Annotated in this window: 15 protein-coding genes; 7 read left to right on the top strand and 8 right to left on the bottom strand. The window is 67.7% G+C overall.

Annotated elements, in window-relative coordinates; translation table 11 throughout:
- The first annotated feature begins 136 nt into the window (after nucleotides 1–136).
- Both QP552_RS20095 and QP552_RS20100 read left to right on the top strand, forming a co-directional pair.
- Entirely contained in the window at nucleotides 137–1,261 is a 1,125-nt protein-coding gene (locus QP552_RS20095; protein WP_286074511.1) for a slipin family protein, read from the top strand.
- 56 nt (nucleotides 1,262–1,317) lie between these two features.
- Complete coding sequence (locus QP552_RS20100) at nucleotides 1,318–2,538, top strand: RtcB family protein (protein WP_286074512.1); 1,221 nt, start codon at nucleotides 1,318–1,320, stop codon at nucleotides 2,536–2,538.
- Between the two features lie 120 nt (nucleotides 2,539–2,658).
- Here QP552_RS20100 and QP552_RS20105 read toward each other — a convergent pair whose 3' ends face one another.
- From QP552_RS20105 to QP552_RS20120, 4 genes are all read right to left on the bottom strand, one after another.
- Nucleotides 2,659–3,279, bottom strand: coding sequence for a ParB-like protein (locus tag QP552_RS20105; protein WP_286074513.1), 621 nt, complete (start codon nucleotides 3,277–3,279; stop codon nucleotides 2,659–2,661).
- Nucleotides 3,276–4,946: a SulP family inorganic anion transporter gene (locus QP552_RS20110; protein WP_111113160.1), complete on the bottom strand. Its 1,671-nt coding sequence runs from the start codon at nucleotides 4,944–4,946 to the stop codon at nucleotides 3,276–3,278. Before QP552_RS20110 ends, QP552_RS20105 begins: the two co-directional genes overlap by 4 nt.
- Before the next feature lie 110 nt (nucleotides 4,947–5,056).
- Nucleotides 5,057–5,974: an NAD(P)/FAD-dependent oxidoreductase gene (locus QP552_RS20115; RefSeq protein WP_286074514.1), complete on the bottom strand. Its 918-nt coding sequence runs from the start codon at nucleotides 5,972–5,974 to the stop codon at nucleotides 5,057–5,059.
- Nucleotides 5,964–6,419 carry an Rrf2 family transcriptional regulator gene (locus QP552_RS20120; protein WP_049427226.1) on the bottom strand — a complete coding sequence of 152 codons (456 nt, stop codon included), beginning with the start codon at nucleotides 6,417–6,419 and terminating at the stop codon, nucleotides 5,964–5,966. The genes QP552_RS20115 and QP552_RS20120 overlap by 11 nt, the downstream gene beginning before the upstream one ends.
- A 184-nt stretch (nucleotides 6,420–6,603) precedes the next feature.
- Here QP552_RS20120 and QP552_RS20125 point away from each other — a divergent pair, with 184 nt between their 5' ends.
- The gene (locus tag QP552_RS20125; protein ID WP_286074515.1) at nucleotides 6,604–8,724 is read left to right on the top strand and encodes a methyl-accepting chemotaxis protein; all 2,121 of its coding nucleotides are present in this window, start codon (nucleotides 6,604–6,606) and stop codon (nucleotides 8,722–8,724) included.
- A gap of 81 nt (nucleotides 8,725–8,805) precedes the next feature.
- Here the strand turns inward: QP552_RS20125 and QP552_RS20130 are convergent, their stop codons facing one another.
- The gene (locus QP552_RS20130) at nucleotides 8,806–9,708 is read right to left on the bottom strand and encodes a LysR family transcriptional regulator (RefSeq protein WP_286074516.1); all 903 of its coding nucleotides are present in this window, start codon (nucleotides 9,706–9,708) and stop codon (nucleotides 8,806–8,808) included.
- Between the two features lie 105 nt (nucleotides 9,709–9,813).
- On the opposite strand from QP552_RS20130, the gene QP552_RS20135 reads away from it, so the two are divergent.
- Entirely contained in the window at nucleotides 9,814–11,028 is a 1,215-nt protein-coding gene (locus tag QP552_RS20135) for an MFS transporter (protein ID WP_286074518.1), read from the top strand.
- A 128-nt stretch (nucleotides 11,029–11,156) separates the two neighbouring features.
- Entirely contained in the window at nucleotides 11,157–11,966 is an 810-nt protein-coding gene (gene dkgB / locus QP552_RS20140; protein ID WP_111113155.1) for a 2,5-didehydrogluconate reductase DkgB, read from the top strand.
- Nucleotides 11,967–12,039: 73 nt separating this feature from the next.
- Here dkgB and QP552_RS20145 read toward each other — a convergent pair whose 3' ends face one another.
- Entirely contained in the window at nucleotides 12,040–12,741 is a 702-nt protein-coding gene (locus QP552_RS20145) for an alpha/beta hydrolase (protein WP_286075950.1), read from the bottom strand.
- 141 nt (nucleotides 12,742–12,882) lie between these two features.
- Between QP552_RS20145 and QP552_RS20150 the strand changes: the two genes are divergently transcribed.
- Entirely contained in the window at nucleotides 12,883–13,263 is a 381-nt protein-coding gene (locus tag QP552_RS20150; RefSeq protein ID WP_049426729.1) for a YbjQ family protein, read from the top strand.
- 42 nt (nucleotides 13,264–13,305) lie between these two features.
- On the opposite strand, the gene QP552_RS20155 is transcribed toward QP552_RS20150, so the two are convergent.
- Together QP552_RS20155 and mgtE are read right to left on the bottom strand one after the other, a co-directional pair.
- The gene (locus QP552_RS20155; RefSeq protein ID WP_111113154.1) at nucleotides 13,306–16,032 is read right to left on the bottom strand and encodes a bifunctional acetate--CoA ligase family protein/GNAT family N-acetyltransferase; all 2,727 of its coding nucleotides are present in this window, start codon (nucleotides 16,030–16,032) and stop codon (nucleotides 13,306–13,308) included.
- A gap of 135 nt (nucleotides 16,033–16,167) precedes the next feature.
- Nucleotides 16,168–17,538, bottom strand: coding sequence for a magnesium transporter (mgtE, locus tag QP552_RS20160; protein ID WP_099551749.1), 1,371 nt, complete (start codon nucleotides 17,536–17,538; stop codon nucleotides 16,168–16,170).
- A gap of 345 nt (nucleotides 17,539–17,883) precedes the next feature.
- Here mgtE and QP552_RS20165 point away from each other — a divergent pair, with 345 nt between their 5' ends.
- On the top strand, nucleotides 17,884–19,662 hold the full coding sequence (locus QP552_RS20165; RefSeq protein WP_106549963.1) for a monovalent cation:proton antiporter-2 (CPA2) family protein: 1,779 nt from the start codon (nucleotides 17,884–17,886) through the stop codon (nucleotides 19,660–19,662).
- The last annotated feature ends 74 nt before the right edge of the window (nucleotides 19,663–19,736 follow it).

Consider the following 19,736-nt stretch of genomic DNA (forward strand, 5'->3'; position numbering starts at 1 on the left):
GACCGTCCGCCGATGGCCGCCCTCTTCCGCCGGCTGCGCGTGGTGTGCAGCCGGCCCTGCCACGACCTGTTCGACCCGGGTCATGGCATTCATTCCATCGGGTCGAACCACCAGAGCCATACAAGGAGAGACTCCCATGTTCTGGACCATCAAGGTCGTGATCGGCGACGGCGAGCGCGGCCTGGTGTATCGCAACCGTCGTTTCCAGCAGATCCTGCTGCCGGGTGTGCACCGCCTGTCGCTGTTCGGCGGCCGCCCGCAGGTGGACATCCACAACGCATCGAAGGGCGCGGCCTACACCGGCAGCGACCAGGACAGCCTGATCGAAGCGCTGGGCGCGACGCTGGACACGCACTTCGTGCTGGCCAACGTCGGCGCCGGCGAGGTCGGCCTGCTGCTGCGCAACGGCCGCATCGACGAGGTGCTGCCGCCGGGCAGCCGCCGTCTGTACTGGCGCGGTTCGGTCGACACCCAGGTGCGCGTGCTGGCACTCGGTGACGAGCCGCGCATCCCGGCGGACGTGCAGCAGCGCCTGGGCCAGCTGGGCGTGCTGCCACGTGTGGCGGTGATCAGCACCGTGCCGAGCGAGTCGGTGGGCCTGCTGTTCATCGACGGCACGCTGCGGCAGACGCTGGATGCCGGTCTGCACGCGTTCTGGAACTTCAACGGCAACGTGTCGGTGGAGCGTGTGGAGCTGCGTGCGCGTTCGCTGGACGTGTCCGGCCAGGAGCTGCTGAGCCGCGACAAGGTGACCCTGCGGGTGAACCTGGCCGCGACCGTGCAGGTGGTCGACCCGGTGCGTGCACACCGCACGCTCAGCAATGCCGATGAGTTCATCTATCGGCAGCTGCAGTTCGGCCTGCGCCAGGCGATCGCCGCACGCAGCCTGGACGAGCTGCTCGGTGACAAGGCGGCGCTGGACGGCGAGATCGCCGCCCATGTGCAGGCCGCGATCGAGGGCCACGGTGTACGCCTGCTCGGCGTCGGCATCAAGGACGTGATCCTGCCGGGCGAGATGAAGGAGATCCTCAACGGCGTGGTGCTGGCCGAGAAGCAGGCCCAGGCCAGCGTGATCCGTCGCCGCGAGGAGGCCAACGCCACGCGTTCGCAGCTCAACACCGCAAAGCTGATCGAGGACAACCCGGTGCTGATGCGCTTGAAGGAGCTGGAGGCGCTGGAGAAGGTCACCGAGAAGATCGACAAGCTCACCGTGTTTGGCGGCCTGGATGGCGTGCTGAAGCAGCTGGTGACGATCAGGTAGGGGGTAGCGGCGGCGCAGGGACGCGCCGCCGGCCCATCAAGGACATACACGAAGACATGGACACTCAACACAACTATCAATGGCTGCACGCCGAGGGCACCACGCCGATCAAGGGCTGGGTCAACGGCGTTCCGCTGGAAGCGCAGGCCCACGAGCAGCTGCGCAACATCGCTGCGATCCCGTTCGTCGGGCCGTGGGTGGCGGTGATGCCGGACGTGCACCTGGGCAAGGGCGCAACCGTGGGCTCGGTGATCCCGACCCGTGGCGCGATCATTCCGGCCGCGGTCGGCGTCGACATCGGCTGTGGCATGGCCGCCGTGCGCACCACCCTGCGCGCCAACGACCTGCCCGATGACCTGCGGCAGCTGCGCAACAGCATCGAGCGCAGCATCCCGGTCGGCAACGGGCGCGGCGGCGAGCACCAGCGCATGCCCGACAGCATCCACACCCGGCTGGTGCAGTCCGGGCTGGCCGCCGGGCTGGAGAAGATCAAGGACAGGCACCGCAAGATCCGCACCGACAAGCTCGACCGTCAGCTGGGAACGCTGGGCGGCGGCAACCACTTCATCGAACTGTGCCTGGACGAGACGGATGCGGTGTGGGTGATGCTGCACAGCGGCTCGCGCGGCACCGGCAACCTGATCGGCACCTACTTCATCGAGAAGGCGCGCGAGGAGCTGGCACGGCGCGTGCTCGGCTTCCACCTGCCGGACAAGGACCTGGCGTTCTTCATGGAAGGCGAGCCGCTGTTCGACGACTACGTTGAGGCCGTGTCGTGGGCGCAGGACTACGCGCGGCAGAACCGCGAGGCGATGATGTCGCGGGTGCTGGCCGAGATGCGCCACCGCTTGCCGAAGTTCCAGCTGGCGGCGATGGCGGTGAACTGCCACCACAACTACGTGCAGAAGGAAACGCACCACGGGCAGGAACTGCTGGTGACACGCAAGGGCGCGGTCAGTGCGCGCGAGGGCGAGCTGGGCATCATTCCCGGCAGCATGGGCACGCGCAGCTATATCGTGCGCGGCAAGGGCAACGCGGACAGCTTCCATAGCTGCAGCCACGGTGCCGGCCGGGTGATGAGCCGTGGCGCTGCACGCCAGCAGATCACGCTGGCCCAGCACCGCGAGGCCACCGCGCATGTGGAATGCCGTAAGGACAGCGGCGTGCTGGACGAGTCACCGGCGGCGTACAAGTCGATCGATGATGTGATGGCCGCCCAGCTGGACCTGGTGGACGTGGTGCATACGCTGCGGCAGGTGCTGTGCGTGAAGGGATGATGGAACGGTGCCGGCCAAGGCCGGCACCCACCGCCCGTCAATCAAGCGCGACCGCTAAGCAGTAGATCCACGCCATGCGTGGATGCAGCGCGGCCGACCACCTCCGGCATCCGCCGTAACTCAATCGTGCTCGACGCCGCACCACCCCGGCAGATAGCGCGCATCAGCGTGCCGCGCATGTTCGGTGGCGGTGGTCACCGCCTTGCGGAAATCGCGGCGGATCAGCTTGCGGGTCATCCGCTGGCGGAAGTAGTCCGCCCACAGGAACTCGGCGAACGGCTGCACCGACTTGGCATAGCCACCACTGCGGCGCACCTCGCCGGCCAGTGAGCGATGCGGATCATCGGCCAGGTCCAGCAGCGATTTCGGCATCGCCGACGGCGGCTGGCGTACGCCCTCGGCATCGAACGGATGCGCCCAGCAATAGCGCTCCATCACCGTCCAGAACAGCTTCCTCGGCAGGTGTGACAGATCCGCCTGCACGGCGGTCAGCACGTGCTCGATACCTTCCTCGTGCAGCGCCAGTGCCAGGTGATGATGGTCGATCAGGTGCGTCCGGTTCGACGGTCCCACCACCACCGGCACCATGTGCCGCCCGAGATAACGCGCCTTGTCGTCTTTCGGCAGCGTCTTCCACTGCGCGCGCTTGCGCTGCACTTCCAGCAGGCCCACGCTCATCTGCGTCGGCCGCAGTTCAAGGATCGCGACCGGCGACAGCCGCGGTTCGGGAATACGGGTCATGGCGTACCTCGTGCATGGTAGTGATCAACGGCCTGCTGCACGCTGTGGGTTGTTCCCTCCGGCCCCAGCAGCGCAGCGATACCGAAGCGGTCCAGTGCCTGCATCGCGCGCACCGAGCCGAGCCGCGCTATGACGAACACGATGCCCTTCTGCTGGCACAGGCCGATCACCTCGCGCAGGGTCTGCGCTGCGCTGTAGTCGATCTCGACAATCGCACTGCCCTCCAGCACGACCAGGCCCGGTGCCGGCGCCGCTTCGATGCTGGCCAGCAGTTGCCGCTTGAAGCTGTCGGCGTTGGCGAACAGCAGCGGCGCCTGGAAGGCCAGCACGGTCACGCCGGGTTCGCTCTCACCGCGGTTGCCCGGCCACCAGACCGTGCTGCCCGGCAGCCGGGTCAACGTCAGCATCGGGCTGTGCGCGATCATCCATACGCCATGCAGAAGGGCAAGGCCCACACCTATCGCAATACCCGACTGGATCGGCAGGCACACCACCGCCAGGAAGGTCAGCGCTGCCAACAGCGCTTCGCTGCGCGCACGCCGGGTGATGTCGATCAGCACGCGCAGGCGGAACAGGCGCACCGCAACGAACAGCAGCACGCCCGCCAGTGCAGCCTCGGGGATCGCCCCGAGCACGCCGCCACCGCAGAACGCCAGCAGCATCACCAGCGCCGCGGCAATCAACGCACCCAGCTGCGAGGACGCACCGGCTTCCACCACCACCGCGGTGCGCGGCGGGCTGGCATTGACCGGGAACGCACCGAACGCTGCCGACAGCAGGTTGCCGGCACCGACGCCGAGGAAATCCTTGTTGACGTCGGGTTCTTCCTCGCCGGGAAACGCGCGATCAACGGCGGCGACCTGCATGATGATGACCAGGGTCAGCAGCAGCGCCAGCGGCACCAGAGTGGTGAAGGTTTCCAGCGGCGGAAGCTGCCACGAAGGTGGATAGGGAGAGACCGCACCGAGGGTGGCTACACCCAGTCGCTCCGCCCCCAGCGAGGCGACAAGCAGCGTGGCGATGGCCACCGCGATCAATGCGCCGGGAATGCGTGGATTGATCCGGTCGCACAGCGCCATCGCCAGCAGCACGCCGAAGCCGATCAGGGTCGGCAGCAGCTGTGCGTGCGGCAACGCCCGCAGCAGTTCGTACAGGCGTTCGGGCAATTCGCTTGACGAGAGGCTGACGCCCAGCGCTACCGGCAGCTGCGAGGCCGCGATGTGCACGGCGATGCCGCCGAGGAACCCAGTCACCACAGGTACCGACAGCAGCGCGGCCACCACACCAATACGCAGCAGTGCCGCCAGTGCCAGGAACACGCCGACCAGCACTGCGAGCACCACGGCGCTTCCGGCCAGTGCACCGGCCTGCTGCGCGGCCAGGCCGGCCAGGGTAAGCGCGAAGATCGGCGTGATCGTCGAATCGGCGCCGACCGTCAGCCGGCGATTGCGGCCCAGCAGCACGAAGCCCAGCGTGCCGCCGACGAAAGCATAGAAGCCGACCTGCGGCTCGAAGCCACCCAGGCGCGCCGTTGCCATCTGTTCGGGCAGGGTGATCGCCGCCAGGGTCACACCGGCGATGGCGTCACGCGTGGCCTGCGCCGGTCGCCAGCCACGCAGGCCCTGCAGCGGTGCGAGGAGCGATCTGAGGCGGTTCGCTTCGTCCATGCCGGGTCCGGGCGCGGGGTGTTGCAACCACTATCTGCGTTGGGCAGTGGATGCCGCGTCAGTAGATCCACGCCATGCGTGGATGCGGTCCCTCGGGGTCAGAGCCGCTTCTACGAAGGGAATCCGACCCCGGAGCTGTCCTCGGCCACCAGCGCGTGGTGCACGCCGATGCCCGCACGCACGCCCTCGGCGGCAGCCAACGTGATGTTGCCAACCGTTGTGGCATCGCCCGCGGCGTACACGTTCGGCACCGAGGTGAGCTTCATCATATCGACCTCGATCAGCACGCCCAGCGGGCTTTCGGTCAGCGCGCATCCCAGCTGCTGCACCAGTGGCGTGGCCATTGCCTGCAGTGCCGGCACGAACAGCGCGCGTTGCGCGATGCGGCGGCCGTCAGCCAACTCCACTTCCAGCCAGGTCGGCTGGTCACCCTGCACGCCCATCACCGGTGTGGTCTCGATCTGCACGCCGCGCTGCTGCATGGCGGCCTGCTCCTCATCGGTGATCGGCAGGCCCTGGCTGAAGAAGGTGACATTTCCCCAATCGGCGAACAGTGGCGCCTTGCTGGCGGACATCGGGTGACCACCAAGCAGGCCGATGGCGCCACCGCCCACTTCGTAGCCGTGGCAGTAGGGGCAGTGCAGCACGGTGCTGCCCCAACGCTCGGCCAGCCCCGGCAGGTCCGGCAGCTGGTCGGCGATGCCACTGGCCAGCAACAGCTTGCGTGCGGCCAGCACCTGGCCGTCGGCGGTACGCACTTCCACGCCCGCTGCGCTGGCGGTGGCCTGCACCGCCTCAACGTGCAGCCAGCGCACGCTGGGGTAGTCCAGCAGTTGCTGGCGCGCAGTCTTCAGCAGCTCAGCGCCACTGGTGCCATCCAGCCCCAGCACGCCATGCGAATGGTTGGCGAAGCGGTTGCGCGGCAATCCGGCGTCGATGACCGTGACCGGGCGGCGGGCACGGGCCAGGATCAGGCCGGCGGCGATGCCGGCATAACTGCCGCCGACGATGAGCACATCAGGATTCATGCGGACCTTCCAGGGAACGGTGATGGGCGAGATGGCGGGCGAAGTCGGCGCCGAGCTGGTCCAGCGTGGTCGCCTGCAATCGCTGTTCAAGCATCCGTTGTGCCTCGCGCGCGCCCTCCAGCAGGGCGCTGTTGACCAGCTGCTGGATCGGGCAGCCGCCGCTGGCGTCGCGGGTACCGACCTGCACCAGCGGCGGCGCTCCCACCGCCAGATAGATGTCGTGCAGGGTGATCGCTGCGGCATCGCGGGCCAGCTGGCTGCCGCCGCCATGACCACGGGTGCTGCGCACCAGGCCGGCCTTGTGCAGCTGTGCCAGCAGGCGGCGGATCACCACCGGATGGGTCGGCAGGCACGACGCCAGCTGCTCGGAGGTGCGCGGGGCGGCATGGCCGACCAGATGCGCCATCACGTGCAGGGCGTCGGAAAGGGGGTTCGCGGATTTCATGTAACAACGATAGTTACATTTAAATCCCCTGTCGAGGGTCTTCTTTCGTTCCATATGGACACATTTGTCCTATGAAATATCTCCTTCACATCACTAAACGAAACGGGAATGTGATCAAAGTCGCACTTCAGAGAGAAGTGGCGCCGGTCGATACCGAATCGCCCCTTCCCGAGAGTCCCTCCCCATGAATGCGTCTGTCCGTGCTCCGCGCCTGCAGTCCAAGCTGCTCGGCGCGGTTTCCGTTGGTCTTGCCGTGGTCCTGCTGTGCGCTCTGGCGGGCCTGGCCTCCGCCTGGTTGAAGCTTTCCACCGAGGTTCCGCCCGAAGTCGCGCACAGCCGCGACGCCGAACGCCTGCAGCGCGAGTTCCGCGGCCAGGTGCAGGAATGGAAGAACGTGCTGCTGCGCGGCCACGACGACGCGCTGCGCCAGCGCCATCTGGACGCCTTCGACAGTGAGGGCCGCCTGGTCGAGCAGCTGGCCAAGGGCCTCACAGCCAGTCCGGACGCGCGCACGCGTGAACTGGCACAGGCCTTCATCGACCTGCACGCGCAGTTGCAGAAGGACTATCACGCCGCCCTGCAGGCATTTGCGGAGGCCGGCTACGATCCCGCTGCCGGCGACAACCTCGTGCGCGGCAAGGATCGCCCGGTGGCGAATGCGCTGGACGCGCTGAGCACGCACGCCACGCAGGTGGCCGAAGCCGCAGTGGCGGCGCGCTCGCAGCAGGCGCGGCAGACCCTGCTGCTGTGCGCGGCGCTGACCGTGCTGGCCGCGGTGCTGCTGTTGATGGGACTGGCCTGGTGGCTGCGACGCGCGGTGGTGCAGCCGGTGCTGGCGGTGGAAGCCGCCGCCCGCGCGGTGGCCGCCGGCGACCTGCAGCACGTGGTGCAGGTGCGCAGCCGCGACGAGATTGGACGCCTCGCGCAAGCCATGCAGGCGGTGCAGTCCACGCTGCGCGGCGTGCTGGATGCGCAGACTGCGATGGCACAGGCACACGAGGCCGGCACCATCAGCCACCGCATGGACGCCAGCGCGTTCCCCGGCGCCTTCGGCACCATGGTGGCCGACTGCAACACGCTGGTCGACGCACATATCCAGGTGAAGATGCGCGCGATCTCGATCATGGGCCGCTATGCCGTCGGCGACCTCAGCCAGGACATGGAGCGCCTGCCCGGCGAGAAGGCCGTGATCACCAACGCATTGGATACGGCCAAGGCCAATCTCGGTCTGATCAACGGCGAGATCCGCCGCCTGGCCGAAGCCGCTGCCGCCGGTGACTTCAGCCAACGCGGCGACAGCGCACGCTTCGAGCATGATTTCCGCGCGATGGTCGACGGCCTGAACCGCCTGATGCAGACCACCGAGCTGAACCTGGGCGAGGTTTCCAGCATGCTGCGCGCGATTGCCGACGGCCGCCTCGGCGCGCGCATGCACGGTGATTTCCAGGGCGTGTTCGCACGCATTGCAGGCGACGCCAACACCACGGCTGCACAGCTGGCGACCATCGTCACCGACATCAAGCACGCCTCCGGCAACATCCATACCGCTGCCGCAGAGATCGCCGCCGGCAACAACGATCTGTCGCGCCGTACCGAGCAGCAGGCGGCCAATCTGGAAGAGACCGCTGCCTCGATGGAGGAACTGACCTCCACCGTGCGCCAGAACGCCGAGCACGCGCGTCAGGCCAACCAGCTGGCCATCGGCGCGCACACGGTCGCCTCGCAGGGTGGCAGCGTGGTCGGCCAGGTGGTGGCAACAATGGGCGCGATCGAGACCTCGTCGCGGCAGATCGCCGAGATCATCAGCGTGATCGATGGCATCGCGTTCCAGACCAACATCCTGGCGCTGAACGCGGCGGTTGAAGCGGCACGCGCCGGTGAGCAGGGTCGCGGCTTCGCCGTGGTGGCCAGCGAAGTGCGCACGCTGGCACAGCGCTCGGCCGGTGCCGCAAAGGAGATCAAGGCACTGATCGAAGCCTCGGTGGAACAGGTCGGCCACGGCGCGCAGCGCGTGCGCGAGGCCGGCGACACCATGGCCGAGATCGTGGCGTCGGTGCAGCGCGTGACCGACATCATGGCCGAGATCTCCGCGGCCTCGCAGGAGCAGAGCGCGGGCATCGAACAGGTCAGCCAGACGGTGATCCAGATGGATGGCACCACCCAGCAGAATGCGGCGCTGGTGGAAGAAGCCAGTGCCGCCGCACGCAGCCTGGAACAGCAGGCGAACCGATTGATCGATGCAGTGGATGTGTTCGACCTGTCGACCACCGCCGCAGCGAAGGACGCGCTGGCGCGCGCGGCCTGATTGATCCGGTTGCCGGCCAGCGGCCGGCACTACCGTGGAACGCGGTCACGGGTAGTGCCGGCCGCTGGCCGGCAACCCAACTCAACGCAGGTAATCGCTCCGCGCCATCGCTTCGCCCAGGTAATCCAGGAACGAGCTGATCCGCGCCGATACTGCGGTGTTGCGGTAATACACCGCATGGATCGGCTGGTACACGTCCAGCGTCTGTGCCGCCAGCACCGGAACCAGGGTGCCGGCGGCGCGGTCGCGATCGGTCACGAAGTCGGACAGGCAGGTGATGCCCCCCCCTTCCACCGCCAGCCGGCGCAACGTCTCGCCGCTGGACACCGCGATGTCCGGGCGCACCCGCAGCAGGCCATCGGCATCGCCCGGCAGCGGCCAGTGATTCAGCGATTCCGGCTCGTTGAAACTGAGCAGGGTGTGCTGGCCCAGCGCCGCCACGCTGGCCGGTTCGCCATGTGCGGCCAGGTAGGCCGGGCTGGCCACCAGGCGCAGCTGGCAGCGGCCCAGTGGTCGTGCATGCAGGGTGGAATCGGCCAGCGGACCAATCCGGATCGCCAGGTCGGTGCGCCGTTCCAGCAGGTCGATGTAGCGCTCGGAGCTGTTCAGCTCCAGCTGTACTTCCGGATAGCGCGCACGATAGCCGGCGACCAGCGGCGCGATCACATGCAGCACGAACGGCATCGCCGCATCCACGCGCAGGCGTCCGGCCGGGCGTTCGCGGCGCGCCGCCATCTGCTCCTCGGCTGATTCCACTGCGTCGATGATCGCCCGGGCATGGCGCAGGTAAGCCTCACCCTCGGCGGTCAGGTGCAGGCGGCGCGTGGTGCGGGTCAGCAGGGTGGTGCCGAGCTTGTCCTCCAGCCGCCCCAGCGCGCGGCTCACGCCGGAGGGCGTCTGCCCCAGCTGCTCGGCCGCAGCGCTGATCGAACCGCTGTCGATCACCGCCAGGAACGCCTGCATTTCATCGAGGGTGGTTTTCATGGCGCCATTATTGACCACGCGGCAAGAGTGATTGGCGTGAAGACGGGTTTTTAGGCAAAGGTTCGCCGCGCACACTGCGCGCCTTCCTTCCCTCTGGAGCCTGCCATGATCCGTGGCATTCCCCTCGCCCTGCTGGCGCTGACCCTCGGTGCCTTCGCCATCGGCACCACCGAGTTCGTCATCGTCGGCCTGATTCCAACCATCGCCGCCGACCTGCAGGTCAGCCTGCCCTCGGCCGGCCTGCTGGTGTCGCTGTACGCGCTGGGCGTGGCCATCGGCGCGCCGGTGCTGACCGCGCTGACCGGCCGCGTGCCGCGCAAGACCCTGCTGGTGGCGCTGATGGTGCTGTTCACCCTCGGCAACATCATCGCGTTCATGGCGCCGGGCTACACCTCGCTGATCGCTGCACGCATCCTTACCGGCCTCGCCCACGGCGTGTTCTTCTCGATCGGTTCGATCATCGCCACTGCCGTGGTACCGAAGGAGAAGGCGGCCAGTGCCATCGCCATCATGTTCACCGGCCTGACCGTGGCGCTGGTGACCGGCGTGCCGCTGGGCACCTTCATCGGCCAGCACCTGGGCTGGCGGGCCACCTTCCTGGCCGTGGCCGGGCTCGGTGTGATCGCACTGCTGGGCGCGCTGCTGTTCGTGCCGCGCAGCGTGCCGCAGAGCGCCCCGTCCAGCTTCCGCCAGCAGATGGCGGTGCTGGCCCAGCCGCGCCTGCTGCTCGTCTATGCGATGACCACGCTGGGTTATGGCGGCACCTTCCTGGCCTTCACCTACCTGGCGCCGATCCTGCAGGACGTCACCGGTTTCTCGGCCAACGCGGTCAGCCTGGTGCTGCTGGTGTACGGCGTGTCGGTGGCGATCGGCAACCTGTGGGGCGGCCGCATGGCCGACCGCATGGGCCCGGTGCCCGCGCTGAAGCGCATCTTCGCCCTGCTGGCGGTCGTACTGTTCGTGCTCACCTTCACCGCCTACAACATCTGGCTGATGCTGCTGACGGTGCTGGCGCTGGGCGCGGTGGCATTCGGCAACGTGCCGGGCCTGCAGGTGTACGTGGTGAAGCAGGCGCAGCGCTACGCACCGCAGGCCAGCGACGTGGCCTCGGGCCTGAACATCGCCGCCTTCAACATCGGCATCGCCCTGGGCGCCTCGCTGGGTGGCCTGGTGGTGGAGCACATCGGCCTGATGCACACGCCGTGGCTGGGCGCGCTGGTGGTGCTGGGCGCGTATGCGCTGACCGTGCTCAGCGGCCGCCTGGACCGTCGTGATGGCATCGATGATCGTGCCGACGGCATCGCCGTGGCCGTGCACTGAGACAGTCCACGCCGTACCAGCGCCCTGCCGGTACGGTGGTGCAATGCACCGTTGCCGGCATGCATGCAGCCACTGGCCTACCCTTTGCCGGATATTCCCGCACCCCTCCCCCTTTGCTGGAGCTCCCCATGACTGTCCCCGCCTTCGGTCTCGGCACCTTCCGCCTGAAAGACCAGACCGTGATCGACTCGGTGCGCAACGCGCTGGATGTCGGCTACCGCGCCGTTGATACCGCTCAGATCTATGGCAATGAAGCCGAGGTCGGCCAGGCGATCGCCGATTCGGGCGTGCCGCGTGATGATCTGTACCTCACCACCAAGGTGTGGATCACCGAGTTCAAGCGCGATGCGCTGCTGGCCAGCCTGCATGGCAGCCTGGAAAAGCTGCGTACTGATCATGTGGACCTGACGCTGATCCACTGGCCGTCGCCGAACGACAAGGTCGACGTGCCGATGGACGAGTACCTGCCGGCGCTGGCCGAGGCCAAAGCGCAGGGGCTGACCAAGGCGATCGGCATCTCCAACTTCACCATCGCCCAGACCCGCAAGGCCATCGAGATCCTCGGCGCCGATGCAATCGCCACCAACCAGATCGAGATCCACCCGTACCTGCAGAACCGCCTGCTGGTGAAGTTCCTTCAGGACAACGGCATCCACATCACCGCCTACATGAGCCTGGCCTATGGCGAGGTGATCAAGGACCCGGTGATCCAGGCCATTGCCGGCCGCCACCAGGCGACACCCGCGCAGATCGCGCTGGCCTGGGCACTGCAGCAGGGCTTCTCGGTCATTCCGTCCTCGACCAAGCGCGAGAATCTGGCCAGCAACCTGGAAGCGGCCGCGATCCGCCTGACCGAGGAAGACATGGCACAGATCGCCAAGCTGGACCGTGGCCACCGCCTGGCCAACCCGGAAGGCATTGCGCCGGCCTGGGATTGATCAGAAGCCGCCGGGCATGGCCCGGCGCTACCGGATTACCGTGGGTAGCGCCGGGCCATGCCCGGCGGATCCATCAGTCCTGCAACAACCACCCACGCATCGCCGCACTCACTTCGTCCGGTTTCTCCATCGGTGCCAGGTGCCCGCAATCGGGCACCACCACCAGCTGCGAGTGCGGCACCAGGGCGTGCATTTCCTCGCTCACTGCCAGCGGCGTGATGCGATCATTGGCACCACAGATGATCAACAGCGGATCACGGTAGCCGGCCAGCACGTCATGGCCGTCGCGGCGTTCCAGCGCGCTCTGGCGCAGGAACACCTCCGCGCCCAGGCGGGCGGTCATATCGCGCACGCGCTGCACCAGCACGTAGTCGTCCAGCCGCGAGGCATCGATGTAGCTGCGCATCAGCGTATCGCCAAACCCGTGGAACCTGCCCGGCAGGCGCACGCTGGCGCGCTGGCTGCGGCGCTGCTCGGCGCGCTCCGGTGAGTCGGCGTGGATCGAGGTGTCAACCAGCGCCAGCCGCAGTACGCGCTCCGGGGCGATGCGCAGGATCTGCTGGGCGACGAAGCCACCCAACGAGAAACCGGCCAGGGCGAAGCGCTCCGGCGCCTGCGCCAGCACATCCTCGGCCACGGCCTGCAGGGTCTCGCCACGGGTCTGGTCGCCCACGGTGCAATCGGCCATGTCGGCCAGATCGGCCAACTGCGCGCGCCACAGCTCGGCGTCGTTGAGCAGGCCGGGCAGCAGCAACAGGGGAATACGTTCGGTCATGCGGGTATTGTCGCGCGGGTGCGGTGACGGAACCATGCCGCAACGGGCGATTGCGCTGTAGAGTCGAGCCATGCTCGACTGCTCCACAGCCAGTCGAGCATGGCTCGACTCTACAGAAGACCCTACGACACGGACGCGGCCATGGCAGACCCCTACAACAGCGGCAACCCGACGACCTCACTGGCACGTTTCGACGATTCACTGGTCACCACGGCCTTCGAGCTTCCCGGCCACCGGGTCGTGCGCAACCTGGGCGTGGTGCGCGGCATCACCGTGCGCTCGCGCTCGATCGTCGGCAATTTCCTCGGCGGCATCCAGACCCTGTTCGGTGGCAACATCACCATCTACACGGAGCTGTGCGAACAGGCCCGCGAGGAAACCTACCGCGACATGGTCAAGCACGCGCGGCAGCTGGGCGCCAACGCGATCATCGGCATGCGCTACGACGCTACCGATGTGATGACCGGGCTGACCGAGGTGCTGTGCTATGGCACGGCAGTGGTGGTGGAGCCGGTTCGCTGAGGGGATCGCCGGGCAAGGCCCGGCGTTACCAATGGGCGACGATCACGCCACCGGCGGCACGTCGGGCACTTCGACCTGCTGCACCGGCAGGGTCACCATCATCACCGTCGGGTCGTCCGGATCGAGTCTGGTCTTGAAGCCCAGGCTCTGGCACATCGCCAGCATGGTGCTGTTCTCACGCAGCACCTGGCCCTCGACCACATCCAGGCCCAGCCACTTGGCGTACTCGATCATGATCGCCATCAGCCGCCAGCCGATGCCGTGGCCCTTCAGGTCCGAGCGGATCAGGATGCCGTACTCGCCACGGTGGTAATCGGCATCGGCGTGCAGTCGCACGGCACCCAGCATTTCGCCGCTGCGTGGTTCGATCGCCACCAGCGCGATCGAGCGCGCATAATCGAGCTGGGTCAGGCGCGCGATGAATTCGTGGCTGAAGTGCTTCACCGACTGGAAGAAGCGCAGGCGCAGGTCCTCGTCGCTGACACGGGCGAAGAACGCACGGAACAGGGCATCGTCTTCCGGCCGCACCGGCCGCACGAAGGCACGGCCGCCATCGGACAGTTCAATGGTGCGCTCCCACTCCTTCGGATACGGGAACACCGAGAAGCGGGGATGGCCACGACCCTTGTGCAGGATGCGCGACGGCGCCACCGCCACGCGCGCATCGAGGGCAAGGATGCCCTTGCTGTCGACCAGCAGCGGGTTGATGTCCAGCGTGCGCACTTCGGGAATGTCGGCGGCCAGCTGTGCCAGCTTCACCAGTGCCAGGGCCAGCGCGCGCTCGTCGGCAGCCGGTACATCGCCATACGCCTTGAGGATGCGCGAGGCACGTGTCTGCCCGATCAGTTCATGGGCCAGGCGCAGATCGAGTGGCGGCAAGGCCAGTGCCTTGTCATTGATTACTTCCACGGCGGTGCCGCCGCGACCGACCACGATCACCGGGCCGAACGTCGCGTCATCGGCAATGCCGACGATCAGCTCACGCGCCTTCGGGCGGACGATGGTCGGCTGCACCAGCAGGCCGTCGATGCGCGCGTCCGGCCGCAGCTGGCGGGCGCGTGACAGGATCGCATTGGCCGCGCTCTGCACCGCCGGCAGCGTCGTCAGGTTCAGGCGCACGCCATCGACTTCCGACTTGTGCGGAATGTCCGGTGACAGGATCTTCAACGCCACGCTGGCACCACGCTCCAGCAGCGGCTGGGCCAGGTCCATCGCCTCGTGCGCGTCGCGCGCGTGCATCACGGGTGCGGAGGGAATGCCGTAGGCCTTCAGTAGCTCATGCGTGGCCAGCGGGTCCAGCCACTGCTGGCCGTTGGTCAGCGCGGCATCAACCAGCGCGCGTGCCGCAGCCGCGTCGACACTGAAGTCCTGCGGCAGGCTGGGTGGCGTTTCCATCAGCGCGTTCTGCGCTTCGCGGTAGCGCACCAGATGCTGGAAGCCGCGCACCGCTTCGGCCTCGGTCGGATAGGTCGGCACCCGTGCCGCGTTGAGCGTGGCGGTGGCCTGGTCGTCGTTGCCCAGCCACACCGCGAATACCGGCTTGTCTCGGTGATGGCGCGGGCGCAGTCCGAGCGTGCGGGTCAGTGCCTGTGCGGCGTCGGCCGATGAGGTGAACGCGGTCGGGACGTTGACCACCATCACCGCGTCGTTTTCGTTGTCGGCCAGCAGCGCTTCGATGGCCGCGGCATAGCGGTCACCATCGGCGTCGACCACGATGTCGACCGGATTGCTGCGCGACCAGCCCTGCGGCAGCACGGCGTCAAGCTTCTCGACCGTGCTGTCGGACAGGTTGGCCAGGGTGCCACGCAATGCGATCAGCTGGTCCACGGCGAGGCGACCGACGCCGCCGCCGTTGCTGAGAATCGCCAGGCGACGGCCCGGGAAGGTGCCCAACCGCCCCAGCGATTCGGCAGCGGTGAACAGTTCATCCAGCGCGCCCACGCGCAGCAGGCCGGCGCGGTTGAACGCGGCGCCATACACATCGTCGGCGCGCGCCAGTGCCTGCACGTGGGTATCACGGCTGCCCGGCTGCACGCGCTCGGCGCGGCCTGACTTCACCACCACCACCGGCTTGGCGCGCGCGGCGGCACGCGCGGCCGACATGAACTTGCGCGCGTCCTTGATCTGCTCGACATACAGCAGGATGGCGCGGGTGCGATAGTCGGTGGCGAAGTAGTCGAGCAGGTCGCCGAAGTCGACGTCCATCGTGTCGCCCAGCGAGACCACGGCGGAGAAGCCGACCGAACGGGCCACGCCCCATTCCACCAGCGCCGCGGCAATGGCGGAGGATTCGGAGATCAACGCAAGGTCGCCGGCCTGCGGGAAATGCGCGGCGATGCTGGCATTGAGCCGCGCGTGCGGCGCGATCACGCCCAGGCAATGCGGGCCGAGGATGCGCAGGCCATGCTTGCGTGCCACCGCCTCCACCTGTGCCGACAGCGAGCCCGGACCTTCACCCAGGTGCGCGGTGAGGATGATTGCGGCCTGCACGCCGCGCTCGGCAGCGGTGCGCACCACCTGCGGCACGATTGCCGCGGGGGCGGTGATCACCACCAGGTCCGGCACCCAGTCCAGGTCCTTCAGCCGCTTCACAGTGCGGATGCCATCGATCTCTGCGTGCCGCGGGTTGATCCACGCTACCTTGCCGGGGAAGCCCGTGCCGCGCAGGTTGCGCATCACTGCGCGGCCGGCGGAACGCTCACGCGGGCTGCCGCCGATCACCGCGACCGACTGCGGACGGAACACGGACTGCAGGTGGTAGGTACTCATGTGCCTACGGTAACCAAAAAAGGGGACGGAGGGGATCAAGTCGTTTGTGGCACAAACGACTTGATCCCCTCCGTCCCCTTTTTTTGCTTGCGTGCCGACCAAGGTCGGCACCCACCAGAGCACGGGGGCTTCGGCTTACAACAACGTGCCGTGCAGGATCATCGCGGCGATGCTGAAATAGATCACCAGGCCGGTCACGTCCACCAGGGTGGCGACGAACGGGGCCGAGGCACTGGCCGGGTCGAAGCCGAGGCGCTTGAGGATGAACGGCAGCATCGAGCCGGACAGCGAACCGAAGGTGACGATGCCCACCAGCGCCGCACCGATGGTGATCGCCAGCAGGATCCAGTGCTCGCCATAGTCATGCAGGCCGCCCAGCTGCCAGATCACGATGCGCACGATGGCCAGGCAGCCGAGGATGGCGCCCAGCACCATGCCGGTCGGGATCTCGCGGATCGCCACCTTCCACCAGTCGCGCAGGCGCAGTTCACGCAGCGCCAGGCTGCGGATCAGCAGCGAGGTGGCCTGCGAGCCGGAGTTGCCGCCGGAACTCATGATCAGCGGAATGAACAGGGTCAGCACCACCGCGCGCGCCAGTTCGTCCTCGTAGTGCTGCATCGCGCTGGCGGTCAGCATCTCGCCCAGGAACAGCACGCTCAGCCAGCCGGCGCGCTTGCGCAGCATCTCGAAGAAACCGATCTGCATGTACGGCTTGTCCAGGGCTTCCATGCCGCCGAACTTGTGCGCGTCCTCGGTGGATTCCTCGATCAACGCATCCAGCACGTCATCGACGGTGACGATGCCGAGCATCTGCTGCTGCGCATCCACCACCGGGATCGCCAGCAGGTCGTGGCGACGGATCAGCCGTGCCACTTCTTCCTGGTCCATCAGTGCGTCCACCGTGACCGGCGGATTGACCTGGGCCACGTCCAGGATCGACTCCTCCGGCAGGCCGGTGATCAACCGGCGCATGGTCACCACCTGCTGCAGCTGCTGGCTGGCCGGGTCCAGCACGTAGATCGCGTACACCGTCTCGCGGGTGCGCTCGACCTGGCGGATGTGCTGCAGGGTCTGCGCCACGGTCCAGCTGGCCGGTACCGCCACGTATTCGGTGGTCATCAGCGCGCCGGCGGTGTTCGGCGGGTAGCTGAGCAGCTTCTGGATGGCCTGGCGGGCATCGGTACCGAGCAGCGGGATCAGCCGTGCGCGTTCTTCTTCGTCCAGCTCGTGGACGATGTCGGTGGCCCGGTCATCGGCCATCAGCCCGAGCAGTGCGGCGGCGCGGGCCGGTGGCAATGCGGCCACCAGCTCGCCGCTGCGGTGCAGCTCCGGCGCTTCCAGCATCTTCACCGCACGCGGCAACGGCAGCGCAGCCAGCGTTTCCGCGGCGCGCACGAGTTCCAGCGTGTTGAGGAATTCCACCGCGTCGGCGGTGTTGTAGTTCGCCAGCGGTGCGGCCAGGGCGGCGGCATCGGCCACCGGGCGCAGCAATTGCTTCTGGTTCATCGGGTTTGCCTTGTGGGGGTGCGACCTCGCGCAACGCCAACGCAGGCAAACCGTCCCGATGTCAGGCGGTGGCCATCGCTGGCGTCGAACGAGGTCGACTTCTACTGTCGCTGGACATGGGTTGGGGACTCCGGGATGCGTGTGCTGGCGGACGCGCCGCCAGCGGCGGGCAGTCTGGACCCGTGGGCCATGCAGGTCAACCCGGTCCCGCCGCGGCAGCACCCTGTCCCGCAGGTTGTTCTCGTGCGTACACAGACCGGCGCGCATAATGGCGCGGTGGTGTTCGCCACGCTTTCTCCACCCGAACGGACGCACAGCGGGCTCCCCCGATGACCAGGTATTCCCATGCATAGCGGTGGTCTGGAACTGGCCCTGGTGCTGCTGCTGGCGGCGGTCATCGCCGTGCCGGTGTTCAAGAAGTTCGGCTTCGGCGCGGTACTGGGCTATCTGGCGGCGGGCGTGGTGCTCGGCCCGGACGGGCTGGGCTTCGTGCAGGACGCCGACCGCATCCTCGGCGCCGCCGAGATCGGCGTGGTGATGCTGCTGTTCGTGATCGGACTGGAGCTGTCGCCGGCACGCCTGAAGGTGATGCGGCGCTCGGTGTTCGGTGCCGGTGCGGCGCAGGTGGCGCTGTCCGGGCTGGTGCTGGGCGGCCTGCTGCTGCTCGACCACTTCCAGTGGAAGAGCGCGCTGGTGGTGGGCGTGGCGCTGGCGCTGTCATCCACCGCGGTCGGCCTGCAGCTGCTGTCCGAACACAAGGCGATCAACAGCGACCACGGCCGGTTGGGCTTTGCCATCCTGCTGTTCCAGGACCTGATCGCGATCCCGCTGCTGGCGGCCATTCCGCTGCTGGGCGGGGTCAAGAATGAAACCCTGCGCTGGGAAGATGCGGCCGTCGCGCTGGGTGCGCTGGCGGTGGTGATCCTGTGCGGGCGGCCGGTGCTGCGCCGGGTGTTCAGCACCATTGCCCGGACCCGCAGCCCGGAAGTGTTCACCGCCACCGCGTTGCTGGTGGTGCTGGGCACCGCCTGGTTCATGCAGGAAGCCGGCCTCAGCCCCAGCCTCGGCGCCTTCCTGGCCGGCGTGCTGCTGTCCGACTCGGAGTTCCGGCACGAACTGGAATCGCAGATCGAACCATTCAAGGGCCTGCTGCTCGGCCTGTTCTTCATCGCGGTGGGCATGGGCATCGACCTGGACCGCATCGCCGCCGAGCCGTGGCTGATCGCCGCCGGCGTCGGCATCCTGCTGGTGGTCAAATTCAGCCTGCTGTACGCGGTCGGGCGTATCGCCCGGCTCAGCTCGCGGCAATCGCTGCTGCTGGGCAGCGTGCTGTGGCTGGGCGGCGAGTTCGCCTTCGTGGTGTTCAACGAGGCACAGCGTGCGCACCTGCTGGGCAATGCCAACCACGACCGGCTGGTGGCGATCGTCGGCCTGTCGATGGCGATCACGCCGCTGTTGATGATCGCGCTGCTGAAACTGCTCGGCCAGGAGAAAGCCGCGCCGCGAGACCCGGCCGACGCCGACAAGGTGGCGCCGGACAACCGGCCGAAGGTACTGATCGCCGGCATGGGCCGTTTCGGCCAGGTGATCGCGCGCCTGCTGACCGCGCAGAAGGTGCCGTTCGTGGCGCTGGAGGCGAACCCGGACACCGTGGCCGACCTGCGCCGCTTCGGCAACCAGCTGTATTACGGCGACCCGACCCGGCCGGAGATGCTGCGCGCGGCCGGCGGCGAGCACATCGATGTGTTCGTTATCACCGTGGATGACCCGGAAACCAACCTGCGCGCGGTGCGCATGGTGCGACGGCTGTATCCGGACGCGACGGTGCTGGCGCGTGCGCGCAACCGCCAGCATGCGTGGCGGTTGATGGACATGTCGGCCGAACCGTTCCGCGAGGTGTTCGGCACCAGCCTGGAGATGAGCGGCCGCGTGCTGACCGCGCTGGGCATTGCGCCGAACGTGGCCGAACGCCACGTGCAGCGCTTCCGCGAGCACGACGAACAGCTGCTGCGCGACCAGTACCTGGTCTACGACGACGAGGCAGCGGTGATCCAGACCTCGCGCGATGCACGCAACGACCTGATGCACCTGTTCGAGGCCGACGCGGAAAGCGACGACAAGTAGTTCCACGCCATGCGTGGGCACTTTGGCTTCCGGGCACCATCATCCACGCATGGCGTGGATCTACCGGGAAGCAT

The organism is Stenotrophomonas sp. 59 (assembly GCF_030291095.1).
Taxonomy (GTDB): domain Bacteria; phylum Pseudomonadota; class Gammaproteobacteria; order Xanthomonadales; family Xanthomonadaceae; genus Stenotrophomonas; species Stenotrophomonas maltophilia_Q.